This window comes from Pseudomonas borbori (assembly GCF_900115555.1).
In the GTDB taxonomy this organism is placed as follows: Bacteria; Pseudomonadota; Gammaproteobacteria; order Pseudomonadales; family Pseudomonadaceae; genus Aquipseudomonas; species Aquipseudomonas borbori.
Window position 1 is genome coordinate 237,911 of record NZ_FOWX01000001.1, and the last position, 17,535, is coordinate 255,445.

The 17,535-nt window shown below is 65.5% G+C and carries 18 protein-coding genes and 1 pseudogene; 11 read left to right on the plus strand and 8 right to left on the minus strand.

Going from position 1 to position 17,535, the window contains the following annotated elements; translation table 11 throughout:
• Window positions 1-3 precede the first annotated feature (3 nt).
• Together BM315_RS00995 and BM315_RS01000 are read left to right on the plus strand one after the other, a co-directional pair.
• On the plus strand, window positions 4-636 hold the full coding sequence (locus BM315_RS00995) for a DsbA family protein (protein ID WP_090496883.1): 633 nt from the start codon (window positions 4-6) through the stop codon (window positions 634-636).
• Window positions 629-2,407 (plus strand): ABC transporter ATP-binding protein, encoded by a 1,779-nt coding sequence (locus BM315_RS01000; protein ID WP_090496885.1) that lies wholly within the window; start codon window positions 629-631, stop codon window positions 2,405-2,407. The genes BM315_RS00995 and BM315_RS01000 overlap by 8 nt, the downstream gene beginning before the upstream one ends.
• A 4-nt stretch (window positions 2,408-2,411) precedes the next feature.
• Here the strand turns inward: BM315_RS01000 and BM315_RS01005 are convergent, their stop codons facing one another.
• The gene (locus BM315_RS01005) at window positions 2,412-2,987 is read right to left on the minus strand and encodes a hypothetical protein (protein WP_090496887.1); all 576 of its coding nucleotides are present in this window, start codon (window positions 2,985-2,987) and stop codon (window positions 2,412-2,414) included.
• A gap of 394 nt (window positions 2,988-3,381) precedes the next feature.
• Here BM315_RS01005 and hppD point away from each other — a divergent pair, with 394 nt between their 5' ends.
• From hppD to BM315_RS25355, 6 genes and pseudogenes are all read left to right on the plus strand, one after another.
• On the plus strand, window positions 3,382-4,464 hold the full coding sequence (hppD, locus tag BM315_RS01010) for a 4-hydroxyphenylpyruvate dioxygenase (protein WP_090496888.1): 1,083 nt from the start codon (window positions 3,382-3,384) through the stop codon (window positions 4,462-4,464).
• Window positions 4,465-4,527: 63 nt separating this feature from the next.
• Entirely contained in the window at window positions 4,528-5,664 is a 1,137-nt protein-coding gene (locus tag BM315_RS01015; RefSeq protein WP_090496890.1) for a homogentisate 1,2-dioxygenase, read from the plus strand.
• A gap of 62 nt (window positions 5,665-5,726) precedes the next feature.
• Entirely contained in the window at window positions 5,727-6,710 is a 984-nt protein-coding gene (locus tag BM315_RS01020) for a fumarylacetoacetate hydrolase family protein (RefSeq protein WP_090496892.1), read from the plus strand.
• 123 nt (window positions 6,711-6,833) lie between these two features.
• Window positions 6,834-7,475 (plus strand): maleylacetoacetate isomerase, encoded by a 642-nt coding sequence (gene maiA / locus BM315_RS01025; protein ID WP_090496893.1) that lies wholly within the window; start codon window positions 6,834-6,836, stop codon window positions 7,473-7,475.
• A 1,364-nt stretch (window positions 7,476-8,839) separates the two neighbouring features.
• Window positions 8,840-9,025 (plus strand): annotated as a pseudogene (locus BM315_RS25350) (HAMP domain-containing protein); the annotation flags it as partial.
• Complete coding sequence (locus BM315_RS25355) at window positions 9,020-9,883, plus strand: methyl-accepting chemotaxis protein (RefSeq protein ID WP_425287759.1); 864 nt, start codon at window positions 9,020-9,022, stop codon at window positions 9,881-9,883. The pseudogene BM315_RS25350 and the gene BM315_RS25355, both read left to right, overlap by 6 nt.
• Window positions 9,884-10,049: 166 nt before the next feature.
• Here the strand turns inward: BM315_RS25355 and BM315_RS01035 are convergent, their stop codons facing one another.
• Window positions 10,050-11,138, minus strand: coding sequence for a metal-dependent hydrolase (locus BM315_RS01035; RefSeq protein ID WP_090496897.1), 1,089 nt, complete (start codon window positions 11,136-11,138; stop codon window positions 10,050-10,052).
• 206 nt (window positions 11,139-11,344) lie between these two features.
• Between BM315_RS01035 and arfB the strand changes: the two genes are divergently transcribed.
• Complete coding sequence (gene arfB, locus BM315_RS01040; RefSeq protein ID WP_090496899.1) at window positions 11,345-11,758, plus strand: alternative ribosome rescue aminoacyl-tRNA hydrolase ArfB; 414 nt, start codon at window positions 11,345-11,347, stop codon at window positions 11,756-11,758.
• 120 nt (window positions 11,759-11,878) lie between these two features.
• Here arfB and BM315_RS01045 read toward each other — a convergent pair whose 3' ends face one another.
• The gene (locus BM315_RS01045; RefSeq protein ID WP_090496901.1) at window positions 11,879-12,520 is read right to left on the minus strand and encodes a cation efflux transmembrane domain-containing protein; all 642 of its coding nucleotides are present in this window, start codon (window positions 12,518-12,520) and stop codon (window positions 11,879-11,881) included.
• Window positions 12,521-12,584: 64 nt separating this feature from the next.
• Between BM315_RS01045 and BM315_RS01050 the strand changes: the two genes are divergently transcribed.
• Together BM315_RS01050 and BM315_RS01055 are read left to right on the plus strand one after the other, a co-directional pair.
• Entirely contained in the window at window positions 12,585-13,016 is a 432-nt protein-coding gene (locus BM315_RS01050; RefSeq protein ID WP_090496904.1) for a MerR family transcriptional regulator, read from the plus strand.
• A gap of 171 nt (window positions 13,017-13,187) precedes the next feature.
• The gene (locus BM315_RS01055; RefSeq protein WP_090496906.1) at window positions 13,188-14,093 is read left to right on the plus strand and encodes a LysR substrate-binding domain-containing protein; all 906 of its coding nucleotides are present in this window, start codon (window positions 13,188-13,190) and stop codon (window positions 14,091-14,093) included.
• Here BM315_RS01055 and BM315_RS01060 read toward each other — a convergent pair.
• From BM315_RS01060 to BM315_RS01080, 5 genes are all read right to left on the minus strand, one after another.
• Complete coding sequence (locus tag BM315_RS01060; protein WP_090496908.1) at window positions 14,081-14,587, minus strand: DoxX family protein; 507 nt, start codon at window positions 14,585-14,587, stop codon at window positions 14,081-14,083. The genes BM315_RS01055 and BM315_RS01060 overlap by 13 nt on opposite strands.
• On the minus strand, window positions 14,584-15,363 hold the full coding sequence (locus tag BM315_RS01065; RefSeq protein WP_090496910.1) for an HvfC/BufC N-terminal domain-containing protein: 780 nt from the start codon (window positions 15,361-15,363) through the stop codon (window positions 14,584-14,586). The genes BM315_RS01060 and BM315_RS01065 overlap by 4 nt, the downstream gene beginning before the upstream one ends.
• Entirely contained in the window at window positions 15,360-16,265 is a 906-nt protein-coding gene (gene bufB, locus BM315_RS01070) for an MNIO family bufferin maturase (protein WP_425287756.1), read from the minus strand. Before bufB ends, BM315_RS01065 begins: the two co-directional genes overlap by 4 nt.
• A 23-nt stretch (window positions 16,266-16,288) precedes the next feature.
• Window positions 16,289-16,603, minus strand: coding sequence for a BufA1 family periplasmic bufferin-type metallophore (locus BM315_RS01075; protein WP_090496913.1), 315 nt, complete (start codon window positions 16,601-16,603; stop codon window positions 16,289-16,291).
• Window positions 16,604-16,888: 285 nt separating this feature from the next.
• Window positions 16,889-17,353, minus strand: a complete 465-nt coding sequence (locus tag BM315_RS01080; RefSeq protein WP_090496916.1) for a methylglyoxal synthase — start codon at window positions 17,351-17,353, stop codon at window positions 16,889-16,891.
• Window positions 17,354-17,535: the final 182 nt, after the last annotated feature.

Genomic DNA, 17,535 nt, shown 5'->3' on the forward strand with positions numbered 1-17,535 from the left:
ATCATGCACGCACGCCTGCTCTACGTGATGGACCCGATGTGTTCCTGGTGCTGGGGGTTTGCCCCGGTACTCGAGTCCCTCGCCGAGCAGGCGGCTGCGGCCGGCGTGCCCCTGCACCTGGTGCTCGGCGGCCTGCGCCGTGATGCTGTGGCCATCGATGCGGCGGCGCGGGTGCGCTACCTGGGCTACTGGCAGGCGGTCAATGCCAGTACCGGCCAGCTGTTCAATTTCGTCGATGGCCTGCCCGAGGGCCTGGTCTACGACACCGAGCCGGCCTGCCGGGCGCTGGTTACCGCGCGTAGTCTCGATGTGCAAAGCGTCTGGCCGCTGACCCAGTTGATCCAGCGCGCTTTCTATACCAAGGGCGAGGATGTCACCCGGGCCAGCGTATTGCTCGGGCTGGCCGAGCGTGCCGGGATTCCGCGGATCGAGTTCGCCGCCGCGTTCGACAGTGCCGAGCAGCGTGAAGCCACCAGTGCCGATTTCAGCTGGGTGCAGGACCTGGGCATCTCCGGCTTTCCCACCTTGCTGGCCGAACGCAACGGTCAATTGGCCCTGCTGACCAATGGTTATCAGCCGCTCGAGGTGCTGGCGCCCTTGCTCGGCCGCTGGCTGGAGCGCGCGGCTTATGCCTGATCGGTTGAGCTGGGCGGAGATCCGCCGTCTGGCCCTGCAGCACAAGCAAGCCCTGATCCTGGCTAATCTGGTGGCGCTGTTCGCCACCCTGTGCAGCGTGCCCATCCCGCTGCTCCTGCCGCTGCTGGTCGACGAAGTACTGCTCCACGATGGCGATGCCGCGCTCAAGGTGATGGATCGCTTCCTCCCGGCCGGCTGGGAAGTCGCGGCCGGCTATATCGGTCTGATGCTGGTGCTGACCCTGCTGCTGCGCGGCTCGGCACTGATCTTCAACGTGTTGCAGGCACGCCTGTTCGCCCGCCTGTCGAAAGACATCGTCTACCGCATTCGCGTCCGCCTGATCGAGCGACTCAAACGCATTTCCCTCGGTGAATACGAGAGCCTCGGCGGCGGCACCGTGACCACCCACCTGGTCACCGATCTGGAAACCCTGGACAAGTTCGTCGGCGAAACCCTCAGCCGCTTTCTGGTGGCAGTGCTGACCCTGGTCGGCACCTCGGCGATTCTGTTGTGGATGCACTGGCAACTGGCTCTGTTGATCCTGTTGTTCAACCCATTGGTGATCTACGCCACGGTGCTGCTGGGCAAGAAGGTCAAACACCTGAAAAGGCTGGAGAACGACAGCACTTCGCGCTTTACCCAGGCCCTCAGCGAAACCCTCGAGGCGATCCAGGAGATCCGCGCCGGCAATCGCCAGGGCTATTTTCTCAGCCGCCTCGGCGAGCGGGCCCGGGAGGTGCGCGACTACGCGGTGGCCTCGCAGTGGCGGACCGATGCCTCGAACCGCGCCAGCGGCCTATTGTTCCAGTTCGGTGTCGACGTATTCCGCGCCGCTGCCATGCTCACCGTGCTGTTTTCCGACCTGTCGATCGGCCAGATGCTCGCGGTGTTCAGCTACCTGTGGTTCATGATCGGGCCGGTCGAGCAACTGCTCAACCTGCAGTACGCCTTCTACGCCGCCGGGGGCGCGCTGGCGCGGATCAACGAGTTGCTCGCGCGTCGCGACGAACCGCAGTACCCGGGCGGTGTCGATCCGTTCAAGGGCCGCGACACCGTCGGTATCGAGGTGCGCGGACTCACGTTCGCCTACGGCGACGAGCCGGTGCTGGACAACCTCGACCTGAGCATTGCCCCGGGCGAGAAGGTGGCCATCGTCGGCGCCAGCGGCGGCGGCAAGAGTACCCTGGTGCAGCTGTTGCTCGGCCTCTATACGCCGCAGGCGGGGATCATTCGTTTCGGCGGCTGCAGCCAGCAGGAGATCGGCCTGGAAACCGTGCGCGAACAGGTTGCGGTGGTGCTGCAACACCCGGCGCTGTTCAACGACACGGTGCGCGCCAACCTGTGCATGGGCCGTTTACGCAGCGACGAAGCCTGCTGGCGCGCCCTGGACATCGCCCAGTTGGCCGGCACCATCCGCGCCTTGCCAAGCGGGCTGGAAAGCATCGTCGGTCGCTCCGGGGTGCGCCTGTCCGGCGGCCAGCGCCAGCGCCTGGCCATCGCCCGCATGGTGCTGGCCGAGCCCAAGGTGGTGATTCTCGACGAGGCCACCTCGGCCCTCGATGCCGCCACCGAGTACGCCCTGCATCAGGCCCTGGGCCAGTTCCTCAACGGCCGCACCACCCTGATCATCGCCCATCGCCTGTCGGCGGTGAAACAGGCCGATCGGGTGCTGGTATTCGATGGCGGCAGCGTCGCCGAGGATGGCGATCACCAGCAGTTGATCGCCGATGGTGGGCTGTACGCCAAGCTGTATGGGCATTTGCAGCATTGATCGGTTAGGGCGCCGCTGGCGAATCGCTCGAGTCGCTGGCCCACTGCTGCAAGTGTTGCGCGCGCGTCTGGCTTGCGCTCACTTGCCTGTCCAGCGCCTCCTGGTAGTCGCTCAGCCAGCTGCGTGACCCCGCGATCATGCCGGCGAGGTCGCGCATGCCGTTTTTCAGGGCGCCGAGGCTATGCTGGAAACTCTGTTCCTGACCGATCAGGGTTTGTGCGACCTGTTGCTGCACGGGGCGGTTGTCGCCGCTGCTCAGCGGCGTCGCCGGTTTGCTGCTTTGCAGGGCACTCAACTGCTGGCCCTGCTGGGCCACGTGCTGTTCGAGCACGGCGAGCTGTTTTTGCAGGGCGGTTGCCTGTTTTTGCAAGCTCTGGATCCGCTCGGCGTCGCCGTTTTCTTCCTGCCCGCCAGGCTGGCGGAGCAAGCCGATGGTCAGCCAGCTGGTGAGGGTCATGGCCAGCACTGCGGCGAGGACAAAGAGCAGGATGCGGTCGAGTCGGCGGCCTTTCTCCAGCGATTCCAGGCGTCGCTCTGCGCTGATGGGTTCGCCGCTGCTTTCTTGTAGGTCATTGCTCATGGCTTTTCCGTCGCGTGGTTGTGCGGGTCGAAGTGGCAGGTCCTTAAATGGCAGTGTGCCACTATTCGAGTATGGCTGGCACTTTGGGTAATCGCCGGTTCCTGTCTGGGCGTTTATGCCGCAGCTATCGGCCGAGTCCGCGCTTGTTTGGCAGTTAAACGCGCCGCTTTGTAAATAAATCGTTACGATATTCCTGGGCTTTTACCCTGCGCTAGCTACTTTGCCTGATGCTCATCAGGCTGTAAGGTTTTGTTGCCAATGGGCGGGCAGGGTGCTGCCGCACAGCGCCTGCTCCGTCTTGTCGGGCGTGCTTGCCTCGGTTGTCATGGAGCTATCGACGTCGTCCCGCCTGCTGGCGAGGGCGCCGAATCCACAACAATAACGAGGAGGCGTAATGACCGCCGTGAACAAGATCGAACAGCACAACCCCATCGGTACCGACGGTTTCGAATTTGTCGAGTACACCGCGCCGACCCCCGAAGGCATTCAGCAGCTGCGTGCACTGTTCACCGCCATGGGCTTTACCGAAACCGCCAAGCACCGTTCCAAGGAAGTCTGGTTGTTCCAGCAGAACGACATCAACTTCGTGCTCAACGGCAGCCCCACCGGACATGTCCACGAGTTCGGCCTGAAGCACGGGCCCAGCGCCTGCGCCATGGCTTTCCGAGTGAAGAATGCGGCCCAGGCGGCGGCCTATGTCGAGTCGCAGGGGGCCAAGCTGGTGGGCAGCCACGCCAACTTCGGCGAGTTGAATATCCCCTGCGTCGAAGGTATCGGCGGCTCCTTGCTGTACCTGGTCGACCGCTACGGTGACAAGAGCATCTATGACGTCGATTTCGAGTACATCGAAGGACGTACGGCTAACGACAACGCGGTCGGCCTCAAGCAGATCGACCACCTGACCCACAACGTCAAGCGCGGGCAGATGGATGTCTGGTCGGGCTTCTACGAGCGTATCGCCAACTTCCGCGAGATCCGCTACTTCGACATCGAGGGCAAGCTCACCGGTCTGGTTTCGCGGGCCATGACTTCGCCGTGCGGCAAGATCCGCATCCCGATCAACGAGTCGGCCGACGACAGGTCGCAGATCGAGGAGTTCATCCGCGAATACCACGGCGAAGGCATTCAGCACATTGCCCTGAGCACCGATGACATCTATGCCTCCGTGCGCCAGTTGCGCGCCAGCGGCGTGGACTTCATGAAAACCCCGGGCACCTATTATGACAAGGTGGACACCCGCGTCGCCGGCCATGGAGAACCGACCGAGCTGCTGCGCGAGCTGAATATCCTGATCGACGGGGCGCCGGGGGACGACGGCATTCTGCTGCAGATATTCACCAATACGGTGATCGGCCCGATCTTCTTCGAGATCATCCAGCGCAAGGGCAACCAGGGCTTCGGCGAGGGCAACTTCAAGGCGCTGTTCGAGTCCATCGAGGAAGACCAGATCAAGCGCGGCGTGCTCAAGGACGAATGAGCCTTGACCCTGTGCGCCTATGCTTAATGGTGCGCAAGGCGCACCCTACGATGGAGTTCTGTCATGAGCCGTAAATGGATCAGCTTCCCCCTGCGCGAAGGCGACTGCTCGCGCCAGGCACATTGCGACTTTCCCGAAGGCACCTACGAGCGTGAGATGGGCCGTGAGGGTTTTTTCGGTCCCACTGCGCACCTGCACCACAAGCATCCGCCGACTGGCTGGATCGACTGGCAGGGACCGCTACGCCCGCATGCGTTCGATTTCAACGACATCGCCAGCGAGCGCGACTGTCCGCTGGAGGCGCCGCTGACCCTGCACAACGCCGAGATGAAGCTGCGCGTATGGAAGACCCACGGCGCCATGCGCCATCTGGTGCGCAACGCCGATGGCGATGACCTGCTGTTCATCCATGAGGGAGCAGGGGAGTTTTTCTGCGATTTCGGTCACCTGAGCTACCGCGATGGCGACTACCTGGTGATCCCGCGTGGCACCGCCTGGCGTATCGAGGCCCGCGAGCCGACCTTCATGCTGCTGATCGAGAGCAGCGATGGCGCCTACCAGCTGCCGGACAAGGGCCTGCTCGGACCCCAGGCGATCTTCGATCCAGCGGTGCTCGAACATCCGCGCCTGGACGAGGCGTTCAAGGCCCAGCAGGACGAAAGCACCTGGCAGCTGCGGATCAAGCGGCGCAACCAGGTCAGCACCGTGACTTACCCCTACAACCCGCTGGATGTGGTCGGCTGGCATGGCGACAACTGCGTGGTGCGGCTCAACTGGCGCGATATCCGTCCGCTGATGAGCCATCGCTATCACCTGCCGCCCTCGGCGCACACCACCTTCGTCGCCAATGGTTTCGTGGTCTGCACCTTCACCCCGCGGCCGGTGGAGAGCGATCCGGGTGCGCTCAAGGTGCCCTTCTATCACAACAACGACGACTACGACGAAGTGCTGTTCTACCACCGCGGCAACTTCTTCAGTCGCGACAATATCGAGCAGGGCATGGTCACCTTGCACCCCTGCGGCTTCCCCCACGGTCCGCACCCCAAGGCGCTGCAGAAGAGCCTGGAGAACCCGGCGACCTTCGTCGAGGAGGTGGCGGTGATGATCGATACCCGTCGCGCCCTGGAGATCGACCCGGCGGCCGCGCAGGTCGATGTGCCCGAATACGTCAACTCCTGGCGCGCGCCTGGCTTGACCTAGGCCGCGCGCACCAACCTGACAGATATCTGTGGTGCGCAGGGCGCACCCTACGAGGATTGAGCATGAAACTCGCATCACTGAAGCACGGCCGTGACGGTCTGCTGGTCGTGGTCTCCCGCGACCTGACCCGTGCGCTGAAAGTCCCGGCCATCGCCGCCACCCTGCAGGCCGCGCTGGACGACTGGGCCGTGGCCCGTCCCAAGCTGGACGCGGTCTACCGGCGCCTCAACGAGGGGCTGGAAGCGGACGCCTTCGCCTTCGACCAGGCAGCCTGCCACAGCCCCTTGCCGCGCGCCTACCATTGGGCCGACGGCAGCGCCTACGTCAACCACGTCGAGCTGGTGCGCAAGGCCCGCGGCGCCGAGATGCCGGAGAGTTTCTGGCACGACCCGCTGATGTACCAGGGCGGCGCCGACTGCTTTATCGCGCCGCAGGCGCCGATCCAGATGGCCGACGAGGCCTGGGGCATCGACCTGGAGGCGGAGATCGCGGTGATCAGCGACGACGTGCCGATGGGCGTCAGCGCGGCCGAGGCCGCGCAGCACATCCAGTTGCTGATGCTGGTCAACGACGTATCCCTGCGCAACCTGATCCCCGGCGAGCTGGCCAAGGGCTTCGGCTTCTATCAGAGCAAGCCGTCGTCGAGCTTCTCGCCGGTGGCGATCACCCCGGACGAGCTGGGCGATTGCTGGAAAGACGGCAAGGTGCACCGGCCACTGGTCTCGCACCTCAACGGCGTGCTGTTCGGCCAGCCGGATGCCGGCACCGACATGACCTTCAACTTCCCGACCCTGCTGGCCCATGCCGCCAAGACCCGGCCGCTGGGCACGGGGACCATCATCGGCTCGGGCACCGTGTCCAACTACGATCGCAGCGCCGGTTCGTCCTGCCTGGCGGAGAAACGCATGCTGGAGATCATCGAGCAGGGCGAGGCCAGCACGCCGTTCCTCAAATTTGGCGACCGGGTGCGCATCGAGATGTTCGATGCCGCCGGCCAGAGCATCTTCGGCGCCATCGACCAGGTGGTGGAAAAGTACAGGTCGTGAATTGGTAGATCGTAGGATGGGTCGAGGAGCGTAGCGACGATACCCATCGGGAGCAGTGATGGGTATCGCTGCGCTCAACCCATCCTACGTTTCGCTCTTGGTTACGTCGCCAAAGGAGCTCGCATGCTGACTCTATATTCCTACTGGCGCTCCAGCGCCGCCTACCGGGTGCGTATCGCCTTGAACCTCAAGGGCCTGACCTATGAGCAGGTGCCGGTGCATCTGGTCAAGAACGGCGGCCAGCAGCACGCGGCCGAGTACCAGGCGCTCAACCCGCAGCAGCTGGTGCCGCTGCTGGTCGATGGCGAGGTCAGGATCGCCCAGTCCCTGGCGATCCTCGAATACCTGGATGAGGTCTACCCGGTGCCGGCGTTGCTGCCGGCAGATCCGGCGCAACGGGCCCAGGTGCGCGCGCTGGCGTTGCACATCGCCTGCGAGATCCATCCGCTGAACAACCTGCGCGTGCTGCAGTACCTGAGCGATCGGCTCGGCGTGGACGAGGAGGCGAAAAATGCCTGGTATCGGCACTGGGTGGATACCGGCCTGACGGCAGTGGAGCAGGGGCTGGCGGGTTTCGAGGGGCGCCTGTCGCTGGGCCAGCGCCCCGGCTACCTGGAGGCCTGTCTGCTGCCGCAGCTGTACAACGCCCGCCGTTTCAACTGTGCGCTGGATGCCTACCCGCGCATCCTCGCCATGGCGGCCCGTTGCGAATCCCTCGAGGCCTTCAGGCAGGCCGCTCCCGAGGTGCAGCCCGACGCCCCGTGAGGCTGGCCGCGGTTGCCTGGTCCGACTGTCTGACTGCGCATGGCTGGATGCGGTGCGCCGGAGGATGGGCCTGCTGCTGTCATACCAAAAAAGGCGCCCGGCCTTGTGTCGCGCGCCTCTTTTTGTGCGCACCTGATCGAGGCGGACGAGTCTCTGGTGATCGGCAGATCGGCGAATAGCCGCCACTTGTCGGTTTTGCTCGGCGGAAAGTCGCCGATACCGGCCCGGGCAAGAGGCGGGGCGCAATCATGGCCCGATTGGCCGTGCATGCCTGGCCGCCTCTGCCCTAACGGTTCGCGGCAAGCGGTCGACTATAAAAGGTGATAGAGGCAAAAGCTGGCACAAGGGTTGCGATGCTCCAGGCCTGAAAAATCGATGCCGTGCACCTGCATGCCAGCCAACCCGCTCCCCGCAGGGCGGTCGGCGTGTCGAATAACAATAATGGAGTTGTGCTTATGTCCTCTGCCACCCGCCTGTTCACCAACCTGGCTGTCAGCAAGAAGCTGCTCTGCGGCTTTGCCCTGGTGCTGCTGCTGACCATCGCCGTGACCGCCAGCGGTTTCATCGCGGTCCAGAGCATCCTGCAAGGGCATAAGCTGACCGGACAGCTGACGGCGGTGAATATGGAAATTCTCCAGGCGCGGCGTCTGGAGCGTACTTTTGCCATCGAACCAAGCGCCGAGCGTGCCGCGCGGGTGCGCGAGAGCCTGGCGCGCGTGCAGGTGTTGCTGACCCAACTGGAGCAGGGCGCCTCGGCGGCGCAAGCCAGGCACTATCAGACCATGCGCCAGGCGCTTGTCGATTACCTGAGCCAGTTCGACAGTTATGTCGACTTGCAGGACAGGGCGCGTCAGGCGCGCCAGGACATGGGCGCTGCCGCGGTCGAGACGCGCGCTCAGTTCGAGACGCTGGAACTGCAGATGTACGATGCCGTGCGCGAGTTGCGCCTGCAGGGTGACCGGCTGCGCGGCAGCGATCCGCTGACCCTGGCGGAAACCGCGTCCGGCATGAGTAAGCGCATGCTCGACCTGCGTGGCCATGAGAGCCTGTACATCATCGACGGTTCGGCCGAGGCGCTGGAGGAGTGGGCCTACATCGGCGAGGACCTGCACAGTGTTGCCCGCAGCCTGCTGCTGTGGTTGAGCGATGAGCAGAAGGCCGCGATCGAAACGGCCTTGCAGGCGTTGACCACCTACCAGCGCTCCTTCGGCTATTACCAGCAGGTGCGCGAGCAGAGCCGTACCACTGAAACCGCGATGGTCGAGCGGGCGCGGGCGGTACTCGCTCTGGCCGAAGCGGCGAAAGTCGGCGAAGAGCAACGCATGGCGGCCGGCAGCCGCCAAGCCATGCTGCTGCTCGCGGCCATGGGCGTGGCGGCGGTAATTCTCGGCTTGCTGGCCGCCTGGTTGATCACCCGTTCGATCGTCATCCCCTTGCGCCAGAGCGTGGCCTTTGCCCAGCGCATCGCCCAGGGCGACCTCAGCCATGACTTGCCGCTCGATCGCCACGACGAACTCGGCCAGTTGCTGGCGGCCATGCAGGGCATGACTGCCAGCCTGCGCAACCTGGTCGGGCGGATTGGTGGCGGCGTCAGCCAGATCGCCGCGGCGGCCGAGCAGCTGTCGGCGATCACCGCGCAAACCAGCGCCGGGGTGCACAAGCAGCGCCAGGAAACCGAACAGACCGCCACCGCCATGCACCAGATGGCCGCCACCGTGCAGGAAGTGGCGCAGAACGCCGAGCAGGCGTCCATGGCCGCCCGCGAGGCCGACCGCGAGGCGCAGCAGGGCAATCGGGTGGTGCAGCAGGCGGTGAGCCAGATCGGCAGTCTGGCGCTGGAGGTCGATCAATCGGCCGCCGCAATCCAGGCGCTGAATCAGGAAAGCGCCCGCATCGGCAGCGTATTGGAGGTGATCCGGGCGGTCGCTGAGCAGACCAACCTGCTGGCGCTGAATGCGGCCATCGAGGCGGCCCGGGCCGGCGATCAGGGCCGCGGCTTCGCCGTGGTCGCCGACGAGGTGCGGGCGCTGGCGCGGCGCACTCACGATTCGACGGAAGAAATCGAAGGCCTGATCGGCAGCCTGCAGCGCATGGCGGCCGGAGCGGTGGATCAGATGGAAAGCAGCCGTAGCCTGACCCAGGGCACCGTCAGCCTGGCCGATCAGGCGGGCGCTGCCCTGGGTCGCATCACCCAGGCGGTGAGCACCATCGAACAGATGAACCAGCAGATCGCCGCCGCCGCCGAAGAGCAGAGCGCCGTGGCGGATACCATCAGCGAAAGCATCACCCGGGTGCGCGACATTGGCGAGCAGAGCGCCACCGCCAGCGAGCAAACCGCCGCCTCCAGCGCCGAACTGGCGCGCCTGGGTGTCGAGTTGCAGGGTCTGGTGGCGCAGTTCCGTACCTGAGGGCCTGGCGCGATCCGGGGCGGCAGTCCCACTCGGATTGCGCTGCGCTTATCCGGGCTACGAGTGCTGGAGCCTGGGTGCAGTCGCAGAGCCGTAGCCTGGATGAGCCCCGGCGTAATCTGGGGGCGGCCGCCAACCGACCCTGGCTACGCTCCGCCACACGCCGTCAGCACTCGTCGCGCTCCGCATTGCAGGGCTGCCGGGCGGCGCTGAGCAGGGGCTTGCCCAGTTCGTTGGCCCAGACCGTCAGGGGCACCTGCAGATCCGGCTGCCAGATGCGCCGCCACAGCACCTGCAAGCGTGTCAGATCGACCAGGCCCGACGGCCAGCGATCGATCCGCTCGTGAACCCGCCATTCGCCGTCGTGCTTGATGGCGAAGTCGAAGCGGAACGGGTGCACGCCGGTCATGCCCAGGCGTATATCGGTGACCACCAGGTGCTCGCCGATCTGGTCGTAGCGCAGCACCCCGTCGGTGAACCAGGCCAGGCGCTGGTGCGCGGCCGAGTCCGCGAGTACCTCGGCCAGCGCAGTGCCGCGCGGCAGGCGGCTGAGTTGCGGTGGTTGCTGGTCGAACCAGCCGACCAGGGCCTCGTGATAATACGCGCCATCCAGCACTATCACGCGCCAGAGCAGGCTGTTGAGTGGCGTCGGGGTGCTGAACAGCGCCTCGGCCTGGATGCCCTGGCGAGCCAGTTGCGCCTCGACGCGCTGCTCGGCCATGGACTTGCCGGCCAGGGTCGAACCCAGATACAGGGTCGACAGGGCCAGGGCGATGAGCGGCGCCTTGGCCGCTTTGTCGCGCAGGCCGAAGGCCAGCCCAAGCAGCACCGCGATGGCCAGGGGGGCGGTGTAGAGCGGGTCGATGATGAAGATGCTCGACCAAGCCGTGGGCGTCGGCATCAGCGGCCAGAACAGCTGGGTGCCGTAACTGGTGAAGCTGTCCAGCAGCGGGTGGGTCAGTAGTATCAGGGCCAGGGTGGCGAACAGGCGTCGCGACGAGTAGCCCGGATGCGGGTGCAGGCGCCGCACCAGCCAGGTCAGCAGCAGCGTCACGCCGAAGAGAACGAACAGCGAATGGGTGAAGCCGCGGTGGTAGGTCATCTCAGCCACGGCATCGCCGTAATCGATCACCACATCGAGATCGGGCAGGGTGCCAAGCATGGCGCCATACAGCAGCGCCTTGCGCCCCTGCCAGCGGCCGAGCAATGCGCCCTGGATGCTGGCGCCGAGCACTGCCTGGGTGATGGAGTCCATCGTTTAGTCGTCCGTCTTGTCGAGATGCTTAGGTTACATCGCCAGCAGTTGCCGCTGTTGTGCGGAAATCCCAAGCAACGATTTTGCCTGGGATGGGCCTGGGGCTAAGTCGGCAGAGGCTGTGAAACTATCGATGGTCATTGCGAGGCTGCCTCCTGGCGTGCCTGGGTATATCCTGACTGCCCTTTGTGCCGAAGCCCTTTGCCATGCTGGTTATTTCCAACAGCGTTCACCTGCCCGACGCTGAAATCGAGTTGACCGCCATCCGTGCGCAAGGCGCCGGTGGGCAGAACGTCAACAAGGTCTCCAGCGCCGTGCACCTGCGTTTCGACAGCCAGGCCTCATCCTTGCCGCCGTTCTACAAGGAGCGTCTGCTGGCGCTACGCGACAGTCGCATCACCGCCGAGGGGGTGGTGATCATCAAGGCCCAGCAATACCGCACCCAGGAGCAGAACCGCGCCGATGCCCTGGAGCGCCTGGCCGAGTTGATCCGCAATGCCGGCAAGACCGAGAAGGCCCGGCGGCCGACCAAACCAACCCTGGGCTCGAAGAAGCGCCGCCTGGAAGGCAAGAGCAAGCGCGGGACGATCAAGGCGGGACGCGGCAAGGTGGATTTTTAGCGGGCGACCTTTTCTGGCTAATACTCGGCGGTCCGGCGGTCCGGCGGTCCGGCGGCCGCGGTAGACGAGCGTTTTTTCACAAACGCTCACCGGCCAGTTGGAGAGGTATCGCGCAGCCGCTCAAGTCACGGCCTTGGCCTCGGCTTCCTCGGCCAGCTCCTGGCGCGCATGGCGCATCACCTGATAGGACGCAGTGACCGCCAGGCCGGCCATGAGGCTGGCCACCAGCAGGTCCGGCCAGGCGCTGCCGGTGCCGAATACGCCGAGGGCGGCCAGCAGCACGGCGATATTGCCGAGGGCGTCGTTGCGCGAGCACAGCCAGACACTGCGCATATTGCTGTCGCCCTCGCGGTAGGCGTAGAGCAGGGCGGCCACGCCGACGTTGGCGAGCAGGGCCAGGCTGCCGACCAGTCCCATGGTGGGGGCGTCGGGCACCTGGCCGCTGAGCAGGTGCCAGATCGCTGCGATCAGCACGCCGACGCCGAATACCAGCATGCACAGGGCCTTGAACAGCGAGGCTCTGGCGCGCAGGGTCAGGCTCATGCCCAGCACCGCCAGGCTGATGCCGTAGTTGGCGGCATCGCCGAGAAAGTCCAGCGAATCCGCCAGCAGCGACACCGAATCGGCGCGTATGCCGGCAATGATTTCCACGCCGAACATGCCCAGGTTGACTACCAGCGCGGCCCAGAGAATCTTGCGGTAGCGCTTGCTGAGACGGGTGGTTGCACGGCTCGATGCGGGGTTGCAGCAATTGGCGCCCATGTAGGCTTCTCCTGGAAGGGTATGGGCAGTACGCTAAATCCTGTAGTCACTACGGAGTCAAGCTATGAGTAAGCCGCTGACCATCAGTGGGTTGAGCCGCGCGAGCGGGGTCAACCTGGAGACCATTCGCTTCTACGAACGCAGTGAACTGCTGCCGCCGCCCAGGCGCAGCGCCTCAGGCTATCGGCATTACCAAGAGGCCGATATCCGCCTGCTGCGCTTTATCCGCCGCGGCCGCGAACTGGGTTTCAGCCTGGAGGAGATTCGCACCTTGCTCGGCCTGGCCGCCCAGCCCCACAGCCCCTGCGCGGAAGCCGACCAGTTGGTGCAAGCGCATTTGCTGACCATCGAGGCGCGGATTCGCGACCTGCAGAAGATGAAAACGGAGCTGAGCAAACTCGCCGGCTGTACCAGCGCCGAGGCCGAGCACTGCCGCTTGCTGGAGGCGCTGGACAGCCGCGATTGCTGTGCCGGCGGGGGCACTCAGGCGGGCTGAGCGCTGGCCCGGTTTGCCCACCCGTGCCGCAGAGCGCATCCGCATCGTCGGGCGCTTGTCAGGCCAGCAGGGCAATGGCCATGGCGGGGACACTGAGGTGCGCAGTGTCGTCTGGCTACTCATGCGCAAAATCAGAGTTTAGGCGCCAAGATATTTGACTAATATGCACGAATGAAAACGACCCTCGATGAATTGCTGGCCTTTGTCAGCGTGGTGGACAGCGGCTCTATCAGCGCCGCGGCCGAACACCTGGCGCAGACCGCTTCCGGTGTCAGTCGCGCCTTGAGCCGGCTGGAAGACAAGCTGGATGTCACCCTGTTGCGCCGTACCACCCGGCGTCTGGAGCTGACCGAGGAGGGCCAGGCCTTTCTCGCCCAGGCGCGCAAGATCCTCGATGCGGTCGAGGACGCCGAAGAGCAGATGAAGGTGCGTCGGCAGAAGCCCGCCGGGCGTCTGCGGGTGAATGCCGCCGCGCCTTTCATGCTGCATGCCGTGGTGCCGCTGATCGCAGGCTTTCGCAAGCAATACCCGCAGATCCAGCTGGAGCTGCACAGCAGCGATCAGATCATCGATCTGCTCGAGCAGCGTACCGATGTCGCCATCCGCATCGGTGCGTTGCGCGATTCGACCCTGCATGCGCGCGCGCTGGGCAGCAACCGCCTGCGCATCCTCGCCAGCCCGGCCTACCTCGAGGCTCATGGCACGCCGCAAAGCGTCGAATCGTTGCGCGAGCACAGTCTGCTCGGTTTCACCCAGCCGGACAGCCTCAACCAGTGGCCGCTGCGCCATCCGCTCGGCGATGCCCTGGCGATCAGCCCGAGCCTGCAGGCTTCCAGCGGTGAAACCCTGCGCCAGTTGGCCCTGGCCGGTGCCGGCATCGTCTGTCTGGCCGACTTCATGACCCGCGCCGACCGCGCCCGCGGCGAGCTGGTGCAGATCCTGACGCCGCACACGGTCGAGGTGCGCCAGCCGATTCATGCGGTCTATTACCGCAACACCGCGCTGACTTCGCGCATCACCTGCTTTCTCGATTATCTGAATGACCGCTTGGGCGACCAGGCGGATCAGCCGGTGTAGCCATAGCGCCGGGCAATCAGCCGGTCGATGGCCAGCAGCCCCGGGCCCTTGGCCACCAACAGCAGCAACACGGCCGCCCAGACCCCGTGGGTCGGGTAGGCATCCGGGTAGACGAACAGCTGAATGACCAGGGTCATGCCGAACAGGGCCAGGGCGGAGAAGCGGGTGGCCAGGCCGAGCAGGATCAGCAGCGGGAACAGGTGCTCGCTGAAGGCGGCCAGCTGCGCGGCCAGTGCCGGCGCCAGCAGCGGCAGCTGGTACTCATATTCGAACAACGGCACGGCCGAGGCGGAGAGCCTGGGCAGGCCGAACTCGAAAGTCCCGGTGACGATATCGATGGCCAGGCCTTCGATCTTGGTCTGCCCGGACTTCCAGAAGGTCGCGGCAATCGAGAAGCGTGCGAGCAAGGCGATCAGGCTGTAGGGGATCAGCTGGCACAGGTCGATCGCGCGGGCGATCAGGCGAGCGGGGGTGGTCAGGGCATGGGTGGTCATGGCAGTGGCCTTTGCGTGTCGTATGCACAATGGGTGATGGCACCTGCGCGCAGCAAGTGGGCCAGGCAGGCGCCGAGGTCGAACGCCGGATCGCACGCCAGCGCCAGCTGCGTGGCGGCGCCCAGCGGCCGGCCTTGGAGTAGAGCCTGGATCAACACCGCGTCGCCTGAGCGGATGCCGAGCACTTCGACTTCCAGGCCGTTGCGCAGCACCAGGGCGCATTGCGCCTGGTCGAGGTCGACCTCGGCCAGCGTCAGCGCGCCCTGGTGGGCGGCCCACAGCGAGACCACCGCGAAGGCCGAATCGAGCAGGCCGAGCGCCGGCTGCAGGCGCAGCAGCAGGCTGGCGAGGCGCTCCGGTGCCGCCAGGGCCGTGGCCAGCGCATCCGCGTCCAGGGGCGCGGCGTCGGCCGCGTGGTAGGCGCGGATGCGCAGTAGTTCGAGACGCGCCACGTCCGCCAGGTAGGGCAGGCTGGCGGCCGGGGCGAAGCCCTGGATAAACGCCGGGAAGTCGGCGCCGTAGTCGGCGAGGATGCGCGTGCGCGGCGGCGAGTGACGCACGTAGACGGCCGCCATGGCGCGGAAGAACGTCTCGCCCACCAGTTGCTGCACCACCGGAAAACTGGCGGCCAGGGCGTCGATCAGTGAACTCAGGACGTTGTTGCGGTAGACGGCGAAGCGCGCCGCCGGGTCCGAGCCGTTCCAGGTTTTCAAATCTGCCGGGCAGTCACGCTCGGGATCGAGCAGGGCCGCGACAAACTCCGCTTGGCTGTTCATGCCAGAGCCTGCGGTCGAGTCGCACGAGCGCCTTCGAGCAGCGTCTGCGCGTGCTGCGCTTCCTCCAGCCATACCTGCAGGGGCGGGATGGCGTTGTCCCGCTCAAGCAGGGTCGGGGTGGCGCCGATCAGCTGCAGCACCTCGGCGTAGAGCTGCCATACGGCGGCGTCGACGGGCGCACCGTGGTTGTCGATCAGCAGGCGCTCGCCCGCCGCGTCGCGGTCTTCGGCGAAGCCGGCGAGGTGGATTTCGCCGACTGCGTGCAGCGGCAGGGCGCGCAGGTAGGCCTGCACGTCCCAGTGATGGTTGACGCTGGAAACGTAGGCGTTGTTGACGTCGAGCAGCAGGCCGCAGCCGGTGCGGCGGACCACCTCGCCGATGAAGGTGGCCTCGTCCATGCTCGAGCTGGCGAATTCGACATAGGTCGCCGGGTTCTCCAGCAACAGCTGGCGCTGCAAGCGGCTTTGCACCTGATCGACATGTTCGCAGACCCGGGTCAGGGTCGCGGCGTCGTAGGCCAGCGGCAGCAGGTCATTGAGAAACACCTCGCCATGGCTCGACCAGGCCAGGTGTTCGGAAAAGGCCTGCGGCTGATAGCGTTCGAGCAACGTGGCCAGGCGCTCGAGGTGCTCCCGGTCGAGCGCCTGCTGCCCACCGATCGACAGGCCGACGCCGTGGATCGACAGCGGGTAGCGCTCGCGGATCAGGCCCAGGTAGTGGTGGAAGGGCCCGCCCGCCACCAGGTAGTTTTCGGCATGTACCTCGAAGAAGCCGACCGCTGGGTCGGTCTCGAGGATCTGCTGGTAATGCTGCGATTTCAGGCCGATGCCGGCCTGGCAAGGCAGCTCGGGCAGGCGTGCAGGAGCGCTGTTGGTAACGTGGATTGGCGAGGCGATCATCATCGGCGCTCCGGCACGTGGGGCGGTCAGGAGTTTTTCACTTCCTCGAAGGCCTCGAGCTGGCCGAAGCCGGTCGGCGAGGTCGGTGAAGCGGTCTGTTCGCAGGTGCCCTTGGGGACGAGTTTCCAGGCATTGCCCTGGTAGTCGATCTTGGAGGTGCCGGCGCAGGTGGTGCCGGGGCCGGCGGCGCAATCGTTCTTGCCCTGCAGGGCGACGCCAAAACATTTCTCGCTGTCCGCTGCCTGGGCGGTGAGCGGCGCGCTGGAAATCGCCAGGGCGGCGCCCAGGGCGAGGGCGAGCGCGGCGGCCGAAACAACGGTATGGGAAGCGGTGGTGTTCATCTGGGTGGCTCCGATTCAGCGATTGATTGGTGCGCTAGGGGAACGGCAGTCGCATCGGGCGTCTCGCCTTGGCCGCGTTTGCTGTTCTTGCTTCTAGAGACGGAGCGGGCCTGGTTTTGTTACAGACACGCTTGAACAAAAACGCAGGCATGCCGGCGCGCGCGGGTGCGGGCGACTTGCGGCAAGTGGGGGCTAGGTAGCGGGCAGGACACGGCTGCCTGCCGACGCCGCAGGACATGCAGCGTCGGGGGGCGGTGTCGGTGCTGACGCGGCGGTGTGCGCCAGTTAGCTGCGGGCGGCGAGGTAGGTGCTGTAGTCGGGAATGCGGTAGTCGTGGGCCTGATCCAGCAACACGCTGCCGAGCATGTAGTCGGCACTGCTTTCGTTGCAGGCCACCGGGATGTTCCACACCGCGGCGACCCGCAGCAGCGCCTTGATGTCCGGGTCGTGGGGCTGCTGCTCGAAGGGGTCCCAGAAGAACACCAGCATGTCCACCCGCCGCTCGGCGATGCGCGCGCCCAGTTGCTGGTCGCCGCCGAGCGGGCCGCTGATCATGCATTCGATCGGCAGCTCGAGGCGCCGGCCGAGCAGCAGGCCGGTGGTGCCGGTGGCCAGCAGGTGGTGCCTGGCCAGTTTGTCGCGCTGGCGTTCGCTCCAGTCGAGGAGAAATTCCTTGCAGTGGTCGTGGGCGACCAGGGCGATGCGTTTGCGCTCGGGCAGGGTGGCGGTGGTAAAGCTGATACGGCTCATATTCGAGTCCTGGATTTGACTGGGTAGCCCGGATTGCATCCGGGCCACGGTATCAGTACGCATCGTAGGAGATCCCCCGTCGTCCAGACGCCGCGCTGTCGCGCAGCAAACTGGGTGCTCAAGGCTCACGACCGTAGGATGGGTTAGGCGCCCACAAATTGACCGGCTGCCAGCAGATAACC